Here is a 15,700-nt window from a genome sequence, read left to right as displayed (position 1 = left end):
TCGGCGAACTGCTCGGGGCTCGTGCCGCACAGATCGCGCGACGGTTGGATGGTGACGACGTGTCGGGGCGCCATGACGAAACGCTAGGAATGTCGCCCCACCGAAGTGGTGGACCTAAAGCGCCGCAGGTCTTATGTACTCGACTCTTCTTGTTGGAGGCGGCGGCCGAGGAGGACGAGCAGGCCGGCCAGGACGAGGAAGCCGACGACCGACACCCACGGGCCGGCCTCCTTGTAGGCGGCGCCGAGGAAGTAACCGGCCGCCATCACCTCGGCCACCGAGAGCACGGCGCCGAGGGCGTCGGCGGGCAGGAACCGCCGGGGTGGCATCTCCGACGCACCCGCCCCCGCGGCCAGCGCCGAGGACGGGAAGGCGGCGATGCGCCCCAGCACGATGACGAGGCGGCCTCGTCGGTCGAGCACCCGGCACATGGCGTTGATCCGGTCGGGCGGCAGGAGGCGGCGGCTCCACGCGGGCATGTCGGCGTCCTGTAGCTCTTTGGCATAGGCGCGCCCGACGGCGTAGACCAGCCACACCCCTAGCAGGGCCAGCGGCACGGCGGCGGCCAGTACGGGCACCAGCGACACATGGCCTTGGCGGATGAGGAAGCCCGCGGCAAGCAAGACCTCCTTGGTCGGCCGCAGCAGCACGAGCACCACGAAGTGTTCGCCGTACAGCGCGGGCGCCAGCGGGATGGCGACGATGCCGAGCACGGTGCGCAGGGCGACGAGGCCCAACAGGGCGCGCCGGAAGCCGCCGCGGACTTGCGTGCTCAACGGGCGGGTAGACCGGTCGGCATGGGGAACGGTGTATCCAACGCACGATCGAGGTACTCGCAGCGGGCGGCGCTCCTCCTCGTCGCTGCCGTGCTGGTGGCCGTCCCCTTCTTCACGCTGTTGTTCCAGGTCGTCGCCGAAGGGCCGCTCACCCGCCTCGACGGCCGCCTCGCCGACCGGCTCAACGACGCCGTGCACGCCAACGCAGTGGCCCTTGCTGTGCTCCGGGTCGTCACGGTGTTCGGCTCGACGCCGGTGTTGGCGTTGGTGGTCATCGCCGCAGTCTGGTTCGTGGTTTCTCGCGGGCGGCACCGGCTCGGCACGTTCCTCGTCGTCACCACCGTCGGCGGCGCGCTGCTCAACAGCGTGGTGAAGCTGGCCGTGGCCCGTCCTCGTCCTGTCGTCGACCACGTGGTGGCCACAGCGTTCGGCAAGAGCTTCCCGTCGGGCCACGCCATGTCGTCGACCGTCGTATACGGCGCCGTCCTCGTGGCGCTGTTGCCCATGGTGCCGCCGCGTCGCCGGCGCTTCGTCGTCGCCGCGGCGGTCGTCGTGGTGCTGGCGGTCGGCACATCGCGCCTCCTGCTCGGCGTGCACTTCCTGTCCGACGTGGTCGGTGGCTACGTGCTCGGCTTGGCGTGGCTCGTGGGCAGCGTCGCCCTGTTCGAGGCGTGGCGCACCGAGGAAGGACGCCGCGCCTCCAACCCGGTGACCGAAGGCGTCGAACCCGAAGCAGGCCCCGCCCTGCGCGGCGATTGACCGTGGTCCCCTCAGTCGGGCGGCCAGTGCTCGACTGCGAGCTCCGGCATCGGGAAATCGTCGATGTTGGCGGTGGCCAGGCCGGCCCCGACACCCACCGCAGCGGCGGCAATGAGACAGTCGGCTTGGTGCAACGTCACGCCCCGCTCGGCGAACTCGCGTTCCGACGGGGCGCAGGCCACGCCAAGTTTCTTGACCGAGGTCGCACACACCCACGGCTCCGTGCCTGCGCGCCGTGTCGACCCCGGAGGCCTCGGTGGGACGATCGAGTCGAGCAGGGAGCCGGCTCTACGGCCTCACGTCAGCCGGCTCGGCGAACGTCGCCCCGGCGCTGTTCTCGAACCCACGTCGCCGGGTCGTCGTCCCATTCGTGGCCGGTATCGGCGATGGCGCCGAGGGCCGCCTCGATGTCGTCCCACCGCCGTTCGTCGTCCAACGTTATGTGCAGACGCATGTGCTCAGGTTGCCCAAATTGGCGCGGTCTCAGTCGGTGATTCGGAGGGCGACGGCGGGACGGATCTTCGACGCTTGTTGCGCCGGGGCCACCGTGGCCAACAGCGACGCGGCGAAGGTGGCCAGCACCAGGAACGCCAGCTGCGCCACCGGGACGCTGAACGGCAACTCGGCGCCGAAGGCGTCGCTGCCCACTAGGCGCCAGGCCACGATGTTGGCCAGCACCACGCCGATGGCGATGCCCTCGAAGGCCACGAAGGCAGACTCCAACAGGAACGCCCGGCGCACTGCGGCGGCGGGGAAGCCGAGCGAGCGCAACACGCCCACCTGCCGCCGCCGCTCCCGCACGGCCCGCACCATGACCACCCCGAGCCCGGCGATGCCGACCACCAACCCCAGCGCCAGGTAGCCCTGCATGAGCCGGAAGAACTGCTGCTGCTGCGACAGGTTCTCGTTCACGATCTCCCGGAACGCCTTGGCCTCGGCCCCGTTGGCCAGGAAGCGCCCGTTGATCGAGGCGGACAACGCCACCGGGTCGACGCCGCCTTCGACGGCCACCAGCAACAGGTTGGTCGTCACCGACGAGCCGAAGACCTCGGCAAGGGCGGGGCGCGACACATACCCCAGCAGGTTGCCGAAGCCCGACTCCGCCGAGGCCGCCACCGTCAACGTGCGCGACCGCCCCGTCAGCGGATCGCGCATCTCCACCGTCTCGCCCGGCTCCAGCGACCGCTCCGGCGGGCCACCCCCGTCCTGCAGGAAGAACTCGCTGACGACGATGAGGTTGGGGTCGGCCAACACCGCCCGGTAGGCGGCGGCGTCGTCGGCGTACTTCGGGTCGCGCTCCTCCAGCGCCGTCGGCCCGGTGCGCACATACGCCTCGTCGAAAGCCGCCACCGGCCAGTCGATGAACTCGTCGTCGGTGAGCCGGGCCCGGAACTGGGCGTTCAGCGTCGCCTGCTCGGCCACGGCCCGCACGCCGGGCAGCGACCGCACGGCATCGGGCGGCACCGGGTTGCTCCCGTTGGAGTCGACCCGCAGGGCGAAGCCCCCGCTGACCTTGCGGGTGAAGTCGTCGACCTGGCCTTCGAACAGGTGGCTGAACACGGTGATGAAGGTGAGGGTGAACACGACCAGCGCGTACATGCCGAGGGTCATGGCGGTGCGGAAACGCCGGGCCAACGGGTAGGCCAGTCCGAGCCGCAGCGACATCGACGACGAGCCCCCACCGACCCGGCGCACGGCGGCGCCGATGGCGTCCTGGTTGGCCGACACCAAGGCCACGGCCGAGAAGGTCAGGATCAGGCCCTGCACCACGAAGATGACGATGTCGGCGTCTTGGAAGGCGTCGGGCACGACTTCGAAGGCGGCCACCGCCCAGGTGACGAGCACGACCGATACCAGCGACACCACCGGGCGCCGCGGCACGAGGTGGCGCAGCAACCGCACCACGCCCGCCCCCGCCAGGGCCGGGCCGATCAGCACGGCGAACGGGTTGTCGCCTGCCACGCCCATCGCCGTCAAGGCCGCGCCGCCCGCCACCGCAACCGCGGCCACGACCGTGCCCAACACCCGCCGGCGCCGCCCGTCCTCGGGCTCGGGCAGGTCGCGGATGGCCCGGATGACGTTGAGCCGGGCGATGCGCAACGACGTGCCCAGCACCGTCAGCAGCGAGATGACGAAGCCGATGGTGAAGCCCGTCTGCACGCTCGCCAACGACGCCGCGTAGTGCAGTTCCAAGGAGAACTCGCCTTGGCCGAAGATGCCCCGCGCCACCACGGTGATGAGGCGCCCGACACCCAAGCCCGCGATGGTGCCGAGGGCGGCCGACGCCAAGGCGTACATCCACCCTTCGAGGGAGAACGAGCCCACCAGGCCCGACCGGCGCAGGCCGACGGCACGCAGCATGCCGAGCTCGGTCTTCCGCTCCTCCGACAGCATCACGAAGATGTTCACCAGGAGGAGCACGCCCGCGATCACGCTGAAGAAGCCGATCGACGTGAACAGCTGGGTGAACTGCTCGCCGCTCTGTTCGGCCAGCTTGAGCAGGTCCTGCTTCACCGGGCGCACCGCGGCGGCGCGGCCGGCCAGGGCCGAGGTGACGGCCCGCTCGACCTCGGCGCTGCGCTCGGCGCCCTCGATGACGCCGCCCTCGTTCGACACGGTGACCAGTGCGGTCGGGGGCCGGGCCGGCCCCGGTGCGCCGGCCGACAGCCGCTCCAAGGTGCCCGGCGCCACGAAGAGGTTGGGCGACTCGCTCCCGAAGCCGAGGTGGATGCCGGCAATGCCGAGGCGAGGCAGCACCCGCACGACCCGCAGGGGTACCTCGGTGCCGTAGAGGTAGGCGGTGACCGACTCGCCCACCTCGGCGTCGAGGGTGCGGGCCAGGTCGGCCCCGATCACCGCTTCGTCGCCTGTGGGCGTCGGGCCGTCGATGCCGGTGGCCTCGGCGTCGCCCCCGAAACGGCGGGCCGCATCGAAGTCGACTTCCAGCACGGCCGTCGAGGGCTCTGCCACCGGCGGCTGGTCGCCCGACGCCACCGCGGCGTCGGTGGTGACGATCGTCAGGAGCCCGTCGACGGCGTCGTCGGGGAGCGAACGCAACGAGGCCTCGACTTCTCGACCGGCGGCGGCCCCCGCCACCGGCACGATCATGTCGACCGGCCCCAGTTGCGTATAGGCGGAGCGGCGCAACGAGGCGTCGAGGGTGTCGCCCACCACGAACGAGCCGGTGATGATGGCGGTGCCGAGCAGCGACCCCAACAGGACGAGCATCGCTTCTCGGGGCCGGCGCACGGCGTTGCGCACCGCGAGCCGCCGCAGCACCGGGCGACGGGCCAGCACGACGAGGAACGGCAACGACAGCACCAGCACGGCCACCGGCAAGGCACCGACGGCGACCAAGCCGACGACGACCAGCACAGCAACGACGGCGCGCAGCACGCGCACGGTCATCGCAGTCGCTCGTCGGCGATGACGGCGCCGTCGCGCACGACGATGCGGCGCTCGGCCGACCCGCCGATGTCGTCGTCGTGGGTGACCAGCATCACCGTGAGCCCCTCGGCGTGCAGCTCGCGCAACAGGTCCATCACCTGGCCCGCCGTCTCGGAGTCGAGGTTGCCGGTGGGCTCGTCGGCCCACACGATGCGAGGGCGGCCGGCCAAGGCCCGGGCCACCGTCACCCGCTGCTGCTCGCCGCCCGACAGCTCGGTGGGCCGGTGGTTCAAGCGGTGGCCGAGGCCGACCCGTTCGAGCGTCTCCTGCGCGGCCCGCCGGGCCACCTTGGCGTCGGCGCCCGCCAGCAGCAGCGGCAGCTCCACGTTCTCGGTGGCGGTGAAGACGGGGATGAGGTTGAAGGCCTGGAAGATGAAGCCCATGGCCGAAGCCCGGTGCTTGGTGCGGCGGGCATCGCTCATCTCGTGGATCGACTCGCCGTCGATGACGACGGTGCCCCCGTCGATGTCGTCGAGCCCCGACAGGCAGTTCAACAAGGTCGTCTTCCCCGACCCCGACGGGCCCATCACCGCCACGAACTCTCCGGGCTGGACGGTGAGGTCGATGTCCTTGAGGGCGTCGACCGACTCCGCTCCCGTGCGGTACGTCTTGCTTACGGCAGTGGCCGTCAGGATCGGCGCAGGCGCATTCACGGGCGCCGACCGTAGCGGCGGACGCTGCGCTACAGCACGCCCTCGACAGGCCGGCGTCGAGGCGTCGGCAACGTCACGTGGAACGACGCGCCGACCGGGTGGGCGGGTTCGTACCACACGCGCCCGCCCATGGCCTCGACCAACCCCTTGACCAACGACAGGCCAAGGCCGGTGCCTCGGGACCGGTCGCGGTTGGGCCGGCTCAGCGTGCGCAACCGGCTGAACAACGTGGGCACCAACGCAGGCGGCACGCCGTCGCCGTGGTCGACGATCGCCACTTCGATGGCCGAGTCTTCGATCCCCACCAACTCCACGCGCACCGGCGCGGCGCCGTGTTCGATGGCGTTCTCCACGAGGTTGGCGATGACCTGCTCCAGACGCCGGGCGTCGGCCAGCACGTCGACGCCCGCAGGGATGACCACCTCCACGCCGCTGACGTCGCCCACCGACGCCAGCGCCGACTCGACGACGTTGGCCAAGTCGACGGGCCGCGGGCTGAGCAGGAGGGCGCTCGCTTCCAAGCGGCTCATGTCGTAGAGGTCGTCGGCCAGCCGGCTGATGCGTTCGGCCTGGCCCCGGATCGACGCGCCCATGCGGCGGATGCGCTCGGCCGTCAGTTCGTCGGAGTGCGATTCCAGGGTGGCGCCCAGCCCGAGGATCATGGTGAGCGGGGTGCGCAGGTCGTTGGTGACGAGGGCGAGGAACTCGTTCTTGTCGGCTTCGAGGTCGTGCGCGGTGGTGACGTCGCGCACCACGCCCTGGAACCCCACCAGCTCGCCGTCGACCCGGCGGGGCAGCGTGCGGATGTCGAGCACCCGGCGCACGCCGTCGTGGCGCACCACGGCGAGACGGACGGGTGCGGAGCTCTCGTCGTCCTGGGTGATGAGGGCGTCGATCGACACCGACGGGTCGAGCGGCACCAACAGGTCGCTCAGCATCTTGCCTTCGAGCTGGTCGCGGCGGCGGCCGAGCATGACGACAAGCGACGGGTTGGCGTAGGAGATGCAGCCCGCCATGTCGACCTCGTACACACCGTCGGAGGAGTGCTCGACGACGTGCTCGTAGCGAGCCTTGGCCTCTTCCTCCCGCCCGACCACGGCAGCCCAGTACCCCTGGGCCAGCGCGTCGGTGAGGCGGTCCATGGCGGGCAGCACCCGGGTCAGCAACAGCGACAGCGCCAAGCCGTCGGCCTCGGCCAGCTCGATGGCCGTCTGCACCACCAGGTCGCGCGAGATGCGCAGGATCACCAGCAGTTGCGGCAGTGGGGAGTCCTCCCACGCGGCGGCGGCACCGACCTCCTGCAGGTCACCGATGAGCGCCTCGTCGACTTCGACCCCTTGGCCCGCCACGGCCAGGATGGCGTCGAAGCGCCCCCTCGACTGTTCGATGAACCGGGCCTGTTCGCTGATCGACCAGCGGGTGGCCTCGGGGAAGACGGAGGCGAAGATGTCGAACGAGCGGCGGGCCATCTCCTCGGTGCGTCGGCTCAGCCCGTCGAGCAGGTCCTGCGGAGCGGCGCCGTCGAAGCCGAGGCTCAGCAGGTGATTTCCCGATCCGTTGTCGGCATTTCGAGCCAGGTAGGACTTGAGGTCGACAAGGAGGAACTCGGGGCCGTCCGGCCCGGCGCCCGACGGGCGGAGGTACCCGGCATCGGTCATGGCCGCAACCGCCTCCACCGGCAGGTGGAGGTATTCGGCTGCCTTGTGCAGCGGGATCAGAGGACGGTTGCCCGTCTCGCGCTCGGCCATACGCTCAGGTACTACTTCGACGCATCGTCTTCGATGCCCTACCGACCTGGCGCGCGCCACTCCGCATCGATGTCGTCGGCGTCGAGCGCCACCGCCCGGCCCTCGGCGGCCAACTTGCGCAGGTGCGCCCATACCGACCACCGGGCGATGGGGTGCAGGATGTCGGGCACGTCGGTGTAGACGGCCTCAACCAGGTCGGGCACCCGAGCCCGCTCGGCGTGCACCAGGGCCTCTTCGATGGCCGCCTCGCGGGCCTGGCGGTGGGTGAGGTAGTGGTCGATGACGGCGTAGGGGTCGTCGAGGAACGGCCCGTGCCCGGGGGCGACGCCGTCGAGGCGAAGCTCCCTGACCTTCTCCAACGCCTTGAAATAGGCGGCCATGTCGCCGTCGGGCGGGGCGATGACGACGGTCGAGCCGCTCATGATGTGATCGCCGGAGAACAGCAGCCGCTCGTCCTCCAAGCGGTAGCAGAGGTGGTTCGAGGCGTGGCCCGGCGTGTGGACGGCCACCAAGCGGAAGTCGGCGGCGTCGAGCGTCCACCCGTCGCCGATGGCCGTGTCGGGCACGAAGCCGTCGCGTTCGTCGAAGCCGAGCACCTGGGCGCCGGTGCGGGCCTTGAGCCCGGCAGCACCGGGCGAGTGGTCGGCGTGGGTGTGGGTGACGAGCACCCAGCGGATGCGACCGTCGCCCGCCGCGGCCACGGTGTCGAGGTGCTCTTCGGAGTCGTCGGGACCGGGGTCGATGACGGCGAGCTCGTCGCGCCCGACCAGGTAGGTGTTGGTGCCGGGGCCGGTCATGATCCCCGGGTTGGGCGCCAGGACGCGCCGCACCAAGGGGCTGAGGGTTTCCACTACGCCGGCTGTCATCGAGGGATGGCGATGCCCTCGGGCGGCGGGTTGTTGAGCGCCTCGTCGTAGCCCGGATCGCCGGGCAGCAGGATGCGCACGCCGTGTTCGTCGGCGGTGATGCGAGGGAGGATGGTGGGCACCTCCTCGATGGCCGCAGCGGCGTCGAGCAACTCGCCGCTGCTGTCGAAGCGGGCGATGGCTTCGAGGTTCTTGATCGTCGGGAAGATCAGGTCGAGCTCGCCCTTCTCGTGCAGCGCCAGCGCGTCGGTGGGGCGCACCCAGCGGTTGGCGATCGTCTCGCGGTCGTCGTGCAACGGCACCTGCTCGGGGGGCGCCGCGCATACGAAGAAGCGGGTGTCGTAGCGGCGGGGCGGGCCGACCGGCGTGATCCAGTGGCTGAAGTAGTGGATGCGGTCGACCGCCAGTTGCAGCCCTTCGTCCTGGCACACGTCGACCAGCCGGCGCTCCCCCGAGTCGACGGCGGCGCGGTGGCGGGCGAAGCGATCCTTCACCTCGGGGTCGGCGAACGAAATGACCTCGCCGCCTTGGTCGGGGTCGTAGGCCAGCAACACACCCGCTTCCTCGAAGCACTCCCGGATGGCGGCCACCCAGTAGGCCAGGCCGCCGGAGTCGATGCCGAGCATGACGCTGGCGGCGTCGTCGGAGCGGCCCCGGCACACGGCCTCCAGGTCGGCGTGGCGGTCGGCCTCGTCGACGGCGCCGCCAGGGAAGACGTAGGCACCGCCCACGAAGTCGGAGTTGAGGCTGCGCCGAAGCATGAAGACCTCGAAGCCGTCGTCGACGTCGCGCACCAGCATCACGGTGGCGGCGTCGCGGACCTCGACGGTCATCGGCGGTACCGCACCACGCCCACGCCCGCCCGCCGTCCCAGCCACGCCACCGTCGAGGAGCGCAAGGCCGCTCGCACCGGAGGCAACAGCAACAGGATCCCGAGGATGTCGGTGAGGAAACCGGGCGTCAGCAGGAGGGCGCCGGCGAAGAGGATGAGCACGCCGTCGACCAGCTCGCGACCGGGGACAGAGCCTTGCTGCACCCGCTGTTGGGCCCGCCGCAGCACGCCAAGACCCTCGCGTTTGACCAGCCAGGCACCGACCACGCTGACGACGACCAACAGGGCCACGGTCTCCAAGGCGCCGATCAGCTGGCCGACCTTGAGCAGCACGAACAGCTCGGCGAAGGGCACCACGAGGAAGAGCAGGGCGAGCACCCCGAGCATTTGCCCACCCTACCCGGCGGCTACCCTTCGGCCGATGGCGACCACAGCCGGTGCCGCACCACGCGCCAGCGCCGCCTGGCGGCAGCGGCTCATCCCCCGCACCGTCCTCGGCATGGCGACGTTGATCCTGGCCTTCGCCATCGGCGCGGCCGGCAGCGGCGTGGCCTTCTACTCCTATTACGAGTTCAAGCAGGACTCCACGGCCAAGACCGTCGAGACCTTCGTGACCGGTTTCGACGACCGCTTCAAGACGGCGGTCGACACCATCGAGGCCGAGCAGGAGAACGCCCGGGCCGAGATCCAGAAGGAGCTCGAGCCGCTCAAGAAGATCCGGGCCGAAGGCGAGACGCTCGAAGAACTGGTCAAGAAGGTGCAGGGCGCCATGTGGTACGTCCGCACCCTCGACGACGCGGGCCAGCCCTCGGTGGGCTCCGCCTTCGCGGTGGCCTCCGATTCCGACGAGACCCTGCTGGTCACGTCGTACGACGTGGTGCGGGCCGCCACATTCAACCCCGGCCCCCAGGTGTTCCTGCGCAAGGGCGACAACGAGGTGCGCGTCACTCTGTGGACCTGGCAGCCCGAGCGCGACCTCGCCGTCATCGTGCTGCCCCGGGGCAACCAGCCCAAGCTGGCCTTCGCCCCTCGGGAACCGGCGTTGAAGACAGGCGAGCGGGTCTTCTCGGTGTCGGGGTTGGGGGCGGCGGGCGCGTCGGTGTCGCAGGGCTTCGTGGCCGACGTGTCGGGCACGGCCATCCAAAGCGACGCCGCGGTGGGCACCCACTTCCGGGGCGGGCCGTTGGTGAACTCCGAGGGCCAGGTGCTGGGCATCGCCTCGCGTGCCTACGCGCCGCTCGGTTTCCGCAGTGACGGCGTGTACTTCTCCGTGCCCATCCGGGCCGCCTGCGACCGGGTGCTGAAGTGCCCCTCGGGCAACGTCAGCGGGGCGGGCGACCGCACCGCTCCCGCGCCCGCACCGCAACCCCCGCCGCCGTAACCTCCCGCCGAACTTGCGTAGAAAACGTTGCGGAAACCGCAACGTTTCGGGGGCAAGTTCGCGCCGTTAGTCGTCGCCTGGTCGGCCGAAGAGGGTCGTGGTGGTGGTCGTCGAGCTCGTCGTCGGGGTGGGGTCGTCGGGCTCGGTGGTGGTGGTCGTGGGCGGGTCGACCTTGGGGTCGGGCGGGGCGATCATGTACGGCCCGCCGCTCTCGGTGTCGCGCACCGACCGCTTGTTGCCGGGATCGAAGCCCTCGCGTGCGCGGCGCTTGAGGGCATCGGCCAAGGGCTTGATGGGGGCAGGCTCGGAGAACTCGGTGACCGGCACGTCCTTGAGGGCGGCCGACATGAACCGCCGCCACGTGTCGGCCGGGATGGTGCCGCCGAACACGCGGCTCACCGTCCCGTAGGGCCCGCGGATGTTGACGAGCGGGTCCTTCTGGTTGGTGCGGTGGCCCATCCACACCGCGGTCGACAGGGTCGGGGTGTAGCCCACGAAATAGGCGTTGGTGTAGTTCTGGCCGGTGCCGGTCTTGCCTGCCGCCGGGCGGCCGATGTCGGCCCGCGTGCCGGTGCCGCTGGTGAGGACGCCGCGCAGGGTGTCGGTCACGTTGTCGGCCACGACTTCTTCGATGACCCGCTCTCCCTTGCGTTCGGTGTTGTCCTCCAGCACCCGCCCGTCGGCGGCCCGCACGATGAGCACGGGGGTCGCCTTCTGGCGGATGCCCCGGTTGGCGAAGACGCCGTAGGAGGCGGCCATGTCGAGAGGCGACACGTCGATCACGCCGAGGGCGTAGACGCCCGTGCAGCCGTGGGTGTCGGGGCTGTAGAAGGCAGAGGTGACGCCCAGCTTCTTGGCCATCTCGCCCGTCTCCTTGCAGCCCACGTCGCGGACCATCTGGGCGTAGACGGTGTTGATGGAGTGGACGCTGGCCGACTTGATCGTCGCGCTACCGCCGCCGCCTCCCTCGCTGTTGTGGATCTCGCACTTGTTCTCGCCCCGAGGGGTGCAGTTGGGAATGCGGAACACCGCGGGCGCCGAGTACGTCTTGGCGGGCGAGTAACCCTTGGCATAGGCGGCGGCGAGCACGAACGCCTTGAACGCCGAACCCGGCTGCTTACCGAGGCCGCCGCCGCCGACCGTCGGCTCCTCCCAGCAGCTGGCCGCCACCTCGATGCGCACCTTGTGCTTCACCGGGCAACCGCCCAGCGCCAGGTTCACCTGCGACTCGTCAAACGTGCGCCCGCCGACCAGTGCCTTCACGTAACCGGTGGGCGGCTCCACCGACACCAGCGACATGTCGACCGGCGGCTTGGAGCCCGCCAGGCTCTTGGCCACTGCCTGCTCCGCCTCCGTCTGCAACGCGGGGTCGAGGGTGGTCTGGATGGTGAGGCCGCCCTTGAACACCACGTTCTCGCCGTAGCGGCCTTCGAGGTAACGGCGCACGTAGTCGATGAAGTACGGGAACTTGGTGTTCTGCTCCCGCGGCGGGTACACGAGGGTGGCCGGGCCGGGCGCCTTGCCCTGCGTGGTCAGCCACACCTTGCGCGGCGCCGCTTCGTCGTACTGCTGCTGGGTGATGCGCTTCTGCTCGAGCATCTTGTTGAGCACGATCATGCGCTTCTCTTCGGCCAACTCGTCGTTGCCGCGCGGCTCGTAGCGGCTGGGCGCGGGGATGAGGCCCGCAAGCAGGGCGGCTTCCGACAACGTGAGCTGGCCGACCGGCTTGCGGAAGTACGTCTCCGACGCCGCCCCCACGCCGTAGGCGCCGTTGCCGAGGTAGACGTTCGACAGGTAGAGGAAGAGGATCTCCTCTTTTGACTTCTGCCGGTCGACCTGGCTGGCCAGGATCATCTCCCGCACCTTGCGCACCAGGCTGCGCTCAGTGCCCACGTACGCGTTCTTCACGTACTGCTGGGTGATGGTCGACCCGCCCTGCACCACGCTCTGGCTGCGCACGTCGGCCACCAGCGCCCGCAGGCTGCCGCGCACGTCGACACCACCGTGGTTGTAGAAGTTCTGGTCCTCGGCGGAGATGACTGCTTCCTTCAGGAACTGGGGGATGTCCTTCTCGGCCACCGGGATCGACTGCTCGAACTCCCGGAACACGCCGATCTGGTCGCCGTTGGCGTCGAGCACCACGCTGATCTGCGACGCGTCGGTGTGGCGCGCTTCGGGGAGGGTGGCCGGCAGCGGGGCGAACAGGAAGGTGGCCAGCGCCGTGGTGGTGACCGCCAAGGGGACAGCGGCGGCGCACACCAGGAAGAGTGCGATGGAACGGCCGAGACGGCGCAGCACCTCGCCATGATGCCCTATCCCAGCCGTAACCTGACCGTCGTGCACCCTCCGTCCGTCGACTCGCTGGCACGCCGGCTGGCCGACGTCGGCCTACCGCATCCGCTGCTGGTCGACTGCGCACGAGAGGCGATCGCGGCGGGCGACCCGGGCTCCGCACGGCTGCGGGCCGAGGCCGTCGCCGTGGCCCTGCTCCGCCCGGTGGTCAACGCCACGGGCGTGCTGCTGCACACCAACTTGGGCCGCGCGCCGGCGGGGCCGACGCGTTACGCCAACGTGGAGCTCGACCTCGCTTCAGGGCGACGAGGGTCGCGCAGCCGCTCGGCCGCCGCCCTCCTGGCCCGGGCGTGCGGCGCCGAAGCGGCGCTGGTGGTGAACAACGGGGCGGCCGCCGTGCTGCTGGCGCTGGCTGCGTTGGCCGCCGAGCGCGACGTGCTGGTGAGCCGGGGCGAACTGGTGGAGATCGGCGGGGGCTTCCGGGTGCCCGACGTGCTGGCGCAATCGGGCGCCCGCCTGGTCGAGGTGGGCACCACCAACCGCACGCGCCTGGGCGACTACCGGGCCGCGCTCTCCGAGGGCGCCGTGGTGTTGAAGGTGCACCAGTCGAACTACCGCATCGTGGGGTTCACCGAATCGGTGCCGGTGCGCGAGCTGTGCGCCTTGGGCGTGCCGGCGGTCGTGGACCTGGGCTCGGGCCTGCTCGACGCGGCGACCCCGTGGTTGCCCGGCGGGCCGCCCGCGTGGCTGGCCGACGAGCCCGCCGCCCGCCAGACGTTGGCCGCGGGCGCATCCCTCGTCACGTTCTCGGGCGACAAGTTGTTGGGCGGCCCGCAGGCGGGCGTGCTGGCCGGACGGGCCGAGTTCGTGGAGCGCTGCGCCCGTCATCCGCTGGCGCGGGCGCTGCGGCCCGGCGGCCTGGTGTTGAGCGCCTTGCAAGACGTGGCGCTCGCCTACCTGCGGCGCGACGGCGACGCCATCCCCTTCTGGCGCATGGCGTCGGTGCCCGTCGAGGCCCTGCGGCAACGGGCCGCCGCCCTCGGCGTGGGCACGGTGGTGGAGTGCCTGTCGGTGCCCGGCGGCGGCTCCGCGCCCGGGGTGGAGATCCCCTCGGCGGGCATCGCCTTGGACGGCGACCGGACGGCAGCACTGCGTTCGTTCGACCCGCCGGTCATCGCCCGGGTGGTCGACGGGCGCACCGTGCTCGACCTGCGCGCCGTCGATCCCGCCGACGACCCGGTGGTCGCCGAAGCCTGTCGATGAGGGTCGTCGCCACCGCCGGCCACGTCGACCACGGCAAGTCGACGCTGGTGCGGGCGTTGACCGGCACAGACCCCGACCGCTGGGCCGAGGAGAAGGCGCGGGGGCTGACGATCGACCTGGGCTTCGCCTTCGGCCCCGACTGCGCCTTCGTGGACGTGCCCGGCCACGTGCGCTTCCTCAAGAACATGCTGGCGGGCGTCGGGGCGGTGGACGCCTGCTTGTTCGTGGTCGACTCGACCGAGGGGTGGAAGCCGCAGTCGGAGGAACACCTGCGGGTGCTCTCGTTGCTGGGCCTGCGCGACGGCGTCGTCGCCGTGACCAAATCCGGCGCCGACATTGCCGGAGAGGTGCGGCGCCGGGTGGCGGGCACCTTCCTGGCCGAAGCCGAGCTCGTGGCCGTCGACGCCGTGGCGGGCACGGGCGTCGAGGACGTGGCGTCGGCCTTGCGGCGCATGCTGGCCAGGCTGCCCCCGGTGGCCGACTCGGGCCGGCCGCGGCTGTGGGTCGACCGCTCGTTCCCGGTGCGGGGGGCGGGCACGGTGGTGACCGGCACGTTGTCCGGCGGACGCTTGGCCGTGGGCGACGAGCTCGGCGTGTGCGGTCGGGCCGTGCGGGTGCGGGGGCTGCAGACGGCGGGGGTGTCGTCGCCGATGGCCGAAGCGGGCACGCGGGTAGCGGTGAACCTCGTCGGCGTTTCCCACGGTGACGTGCGCCGCGGCGATGCCTTGGTGCTGCCGTCGCAGTGGGAACCCACCCGCACGGTCGACTGCTCGTTCACGTCGTTGGGCCGCGACGTGACCCCGCGGGGTGCCTACCTCGCCTACCTCGGCTCGGGGGAACACGCCGTGCGGCTGCAGGTACTGGGCGGCGGGTGCGTGCGCCTCCACCTGCCGGCGGCACTGCCGCTGGTGCCCGGCGACCGCTACGTCTTGCGCGACTCCGGACGGTCGGAGACGGTCGGCGGCGGCGAGGTGCTCGACGTGGCGCCGGTGCTGCCCGCCAAGCACGCCGCGCCGTCTCGTTCGGTGGAGCGGGTGGTCGCCGAACGAGGCTGGGTCGACGTCGACGTGCTGGAGCGGTTGACCGGCCAAGGCCGCCCGCCGACGGTGGGGCGCTGGGCCGTCTCCCCCACTGCGTTGGCGGCCCTGGAAGCCAAGGTCGCCGCGGCCGTCGACCGGGGTGTCGACGTCGCCACCTTCGACGAACGAGAGCGGGCGGTGCTCGACGCCATGGCCCACGTGGAGGTCGTGGGCGGACGAGCCCGGCGGCCCGGCCCGCACCCGGTGGTAGCGGCGTTGGAAGCCGACCCCTTCGCCCCGCCCGTGCCGACGGGTGCCACGCGCGCCGAGCTGGACGAGCTGGCCCGTCGCAGCCTCCTGGTGGAGTGCGACGGCGTGTGGTTCTCGGCCTCCGCGGTGGAGCGGGCCGCCCACGTGGTGGCCGCCCTGCTCGCCGCGACACCGACGGGCGTGACCGTGTCGGAGGTCCGCGCCGCACTGGGCACCTCGCGCAAGTACGCCTTGCCGCTGCTCGCCCACCTCGACCGCACCGGCGTGACCGTCCGGGTCGACGAACGCCGCCGCGCCGGCCCGCACTTGCCTGGCGGTTGAAGAAATAGGTGACACGGTGTCACCCGGCAAAGACTCAATGTCACCCAGAGTTATTGCCCGATAACCGGCCGAG

At 71.2% G+C, this 15,700-nt stretch carries 14 protein-coding genes; 4 read left to right on the top strand and 10 right to left on the bottom strand.

All coding sequences use genetic code 11. The features are described from left to right. Positions 1-131: 131 nt before the first annotated feature. Positions 132-776, bottom strand: coding sequence for a VTT domain-containing protein (locus tag VM938_14135; GenBank protein ID HVF76172.1), 645 nt, complete (start codon positions 774-776; stop codon positions 132-134). A 21-nt stretch (positions 777-797) separates the two neighbouring features. Between VM938_14135 and VM938_14130 the strand changes: the two genes are divergently transcribed. Next, on the top strand, positions 798-1,535 hold the full coding sequence (locus tag VM938_14130) for a phosphatase PAP2 family protein (GenBank protein HVF76171.1): 738 nt from the start codon (positions 798-800) through the stop codon (positions 1,533-1,535). A gap of 11 nt (positions 1,536-1,546) precedes the next feature. Here the strand turns inward: VM938_14130 and VM938_14125 are convergent, their stop codons facing one another. From VM938_14125 to VM938_14090, 8 genes are all read right to left on the bottom strand, one after another. After that, the gene (locus VM938_14125) at positions 1,547-1,747 is read right to left on the bottom strand and encodes a hypothetical protein (GenBank protein HVF76170.1); all 201 of its coding nucleotides are present in this window, start codon (positions 1,745-1,747) and stop codon (positions 1,547-1,549) included. An 89-nt stretch (positions 1,748-1,836) separates the two neighbouring features. Further along, positions 1,837-1,989 (bottom strand): hypothetical protein, encoded by a 153-nt coding sequence (locus VM938_14120; protein HVF76169.1) that lies wholly within the window; start codon positions 1,987-1,989, stop codon positions 1,837-1,839. A 29-nt stretch (positions 1,990-2,018) separates the two neighbouring features. Next, on the bottom strand, positions 2,019-4,943 hold the full coding sequence (locus VM938_14115; GenBank protein ID HVF76168.1) for an FtsX-like permease family protein: 2,925 nt from the start codon (positions 4,941-4,943) through the stop codon (positions 2,019-2,021). Next, entirely contained in the window at positions 4,940-5,635 is a 696-nt protein-coding gene (locus VM938_14110) for an ABC transporter ATP-binding protein (protein HVF76167.1), read from the bottom strand. Before VM938_14110 ends, VM938_14115 begins: the two co-directional genes overlap by 4 nt. A gap of 29 nt (positions 5,636-5,664) precedes the next feature. After that, positions 5,665-7,383, bottom strand: coding sequence for an ATP-binding protein (locus tag VM938_14105; protein ID HVF76166.1), 1,719 nt, complete (start codon positions 7,381-7,383; stop codon positions 5,665-5,667). 38 nt (positions 7,384-7,421) lie between these two features. Next, on the bottom strand, positions 7,422-8,234 hold the full coding sequence (locus VM938_14100; GenBank protein ID HVF76165.1) for an MBL fold metallo-hydrolase: 813 nt from the start codon (positions 8,232-8,234) through the stop codon (positions 7,422-7,424). Positions 8,235-8,245: 11 nt separating this feature from the next. After that, positions 8,246-9,082: a hypothetical protein gene (locus tag VM938_14095; protein ID HVF76164.1), complete on the bottom strand. Its 837-nt coding sequence runs from the start codon at positions 9,080-9,082 to the stop codon at positions 8,246-8,248. Continuing rightward, a complete protein-coding gene (locus VM938_14090; GenBank protein HVF76163.1) occupies positions 9,079-9,468 on the bottom strand; it encodes an FxsA family protein in 390 nt (129 codons plus the stop codon). The genes VM938_14095 and VM938_14090 overlap by 4 nt, the downstream gene beginning before the upstream one ends. Positions 9,469-9,502: 34 nt before the next feature. Here VM938_14090 and VM938_14085 point away from each other — a divergent pair, with 34 nt between their 5' ends. Further along, on the top strand, positions 9,503-10,462 hold the full coding sequence (locus tag VM938_14085; GenBank protein HVF76162.1) for a serine protease: 960 nt from the start codon (positions 9,503-9,505) through the stop codon (positions 10,460-10,462). Positions 10,463-10,528: 66 nt separating this feature from the next. Here the strand turns inward: VM938_14085 and VM938_14080 are convergent, their stop codons facing one another. After that, positions 10,529-12,760, bottom strand: coding sequence for a transglycosylase domain-containing protein (locus VM938_14080; protein HVF76161.1), 2,232 nt, complete (start codon positions 12,758-12,760; stop codon positions 10,529-10,531). 6 nt (positions 12,761-12,766) lie between these two features. On the opposite strand from VM938_14080, the gene selA reads away from it, so the two are divergent. Both selA and selB read left to right on the top strand, forming a co-directional pair. Further along, entirely contained in the window at positions 12,767-14,017 is a 1,251-nt protein-coding gene (selA, locus tag VM938_14075) for an L-seryl-tRNA(Sec) selenium transferase (GenBank protein HVF76160.1), read from the top strand. Continuing rightward, positions 14,014-15,627, top strand: a complete 1,614-nt coding sequence (gene selB, locus VM938_14070) for a selenocysteine-specific translation elongation factor (GenBank protein HVF76159.1) — start codon at positions 14,014-14,016, stop codon at positions 15,625-15,627. Before selA ends, selB begins: the two co-directional genes overlap by 4 nt. Positions 15,628-15,700 lie beyond the last annotated feature (73 nt).

The organism is Acidimicrobiales bacterium (assembly GCA_035536915.1).
GTDB lineage: Bacteria > Actinomycetota > Acidimicrobiia > Acidimicrobiales > JAHWLA01 > JAHWLA01.
Note: the sequence above shows the minus strand (reverse complement) of the source record. Positions and strands in the feature narration are given on the sequence as shown.

Coding starts and splice junctions, on each gene's coding strand:
- VM938_14095 (HVF76164.1), bottom strand. CDS start 9,082: ATGACCGTCGAGGTCCGCGACGCCGCCACCGTGATGCTGGTGCGCGAC.
- VM938_14090 (HVF76163.1), bottom strand. CDS start 9,468: ATGCTCGGGGTGCTCGCCCTGCTCTTCCTCGTGGTGCCCTTCGCCGAG.
- selA (HVF76160.1), top strand. CDS start 12,767: ATGATGCCCTATCCCAGCCGTAACCTGACCGTCGTGCACCCTCCGTCC.
- VM938_14085 (HVF76162.1), top strand. CDS start 9,503: ATGGCGACCACAGCCGGTGCCGCACCACGCGCCAGCGCCGCCTGGCGG.
- VM938_14115 (HVF76168.1), bottom strand. CDS start 4,943: ATGACCGTGCGCGTGCTGCGCGCCGTCGTTGCTGTGCTGGTCGTCGTC.
- VM938_14120 (HVF76169.1), bottom strand. CDS start 1,989: ATGCGTCTGCACATAACGTTGGACGACGAACGGCGGTGGGACGACATC.
- VM938_14130 (HVF76171.1), top strand. CDS start 798: ATGGGGAACGGTGTATCCAACGCACGATCGAGGTACTCGCAGCGGGCG.
- VM938_14105 (HVF76166.1), bottom strand. CDS start 7,383: ATGGCCGAGCGCGAGACGGGCAACCGTCCTCTGATCCCGCTGCACAAG.
- selB (HVF76159.1), top strand. CDS start 14,014: ATGAGGGTCGTCGCCACCGCCGGCCACGTCGACCACGGCAAGTCGACG.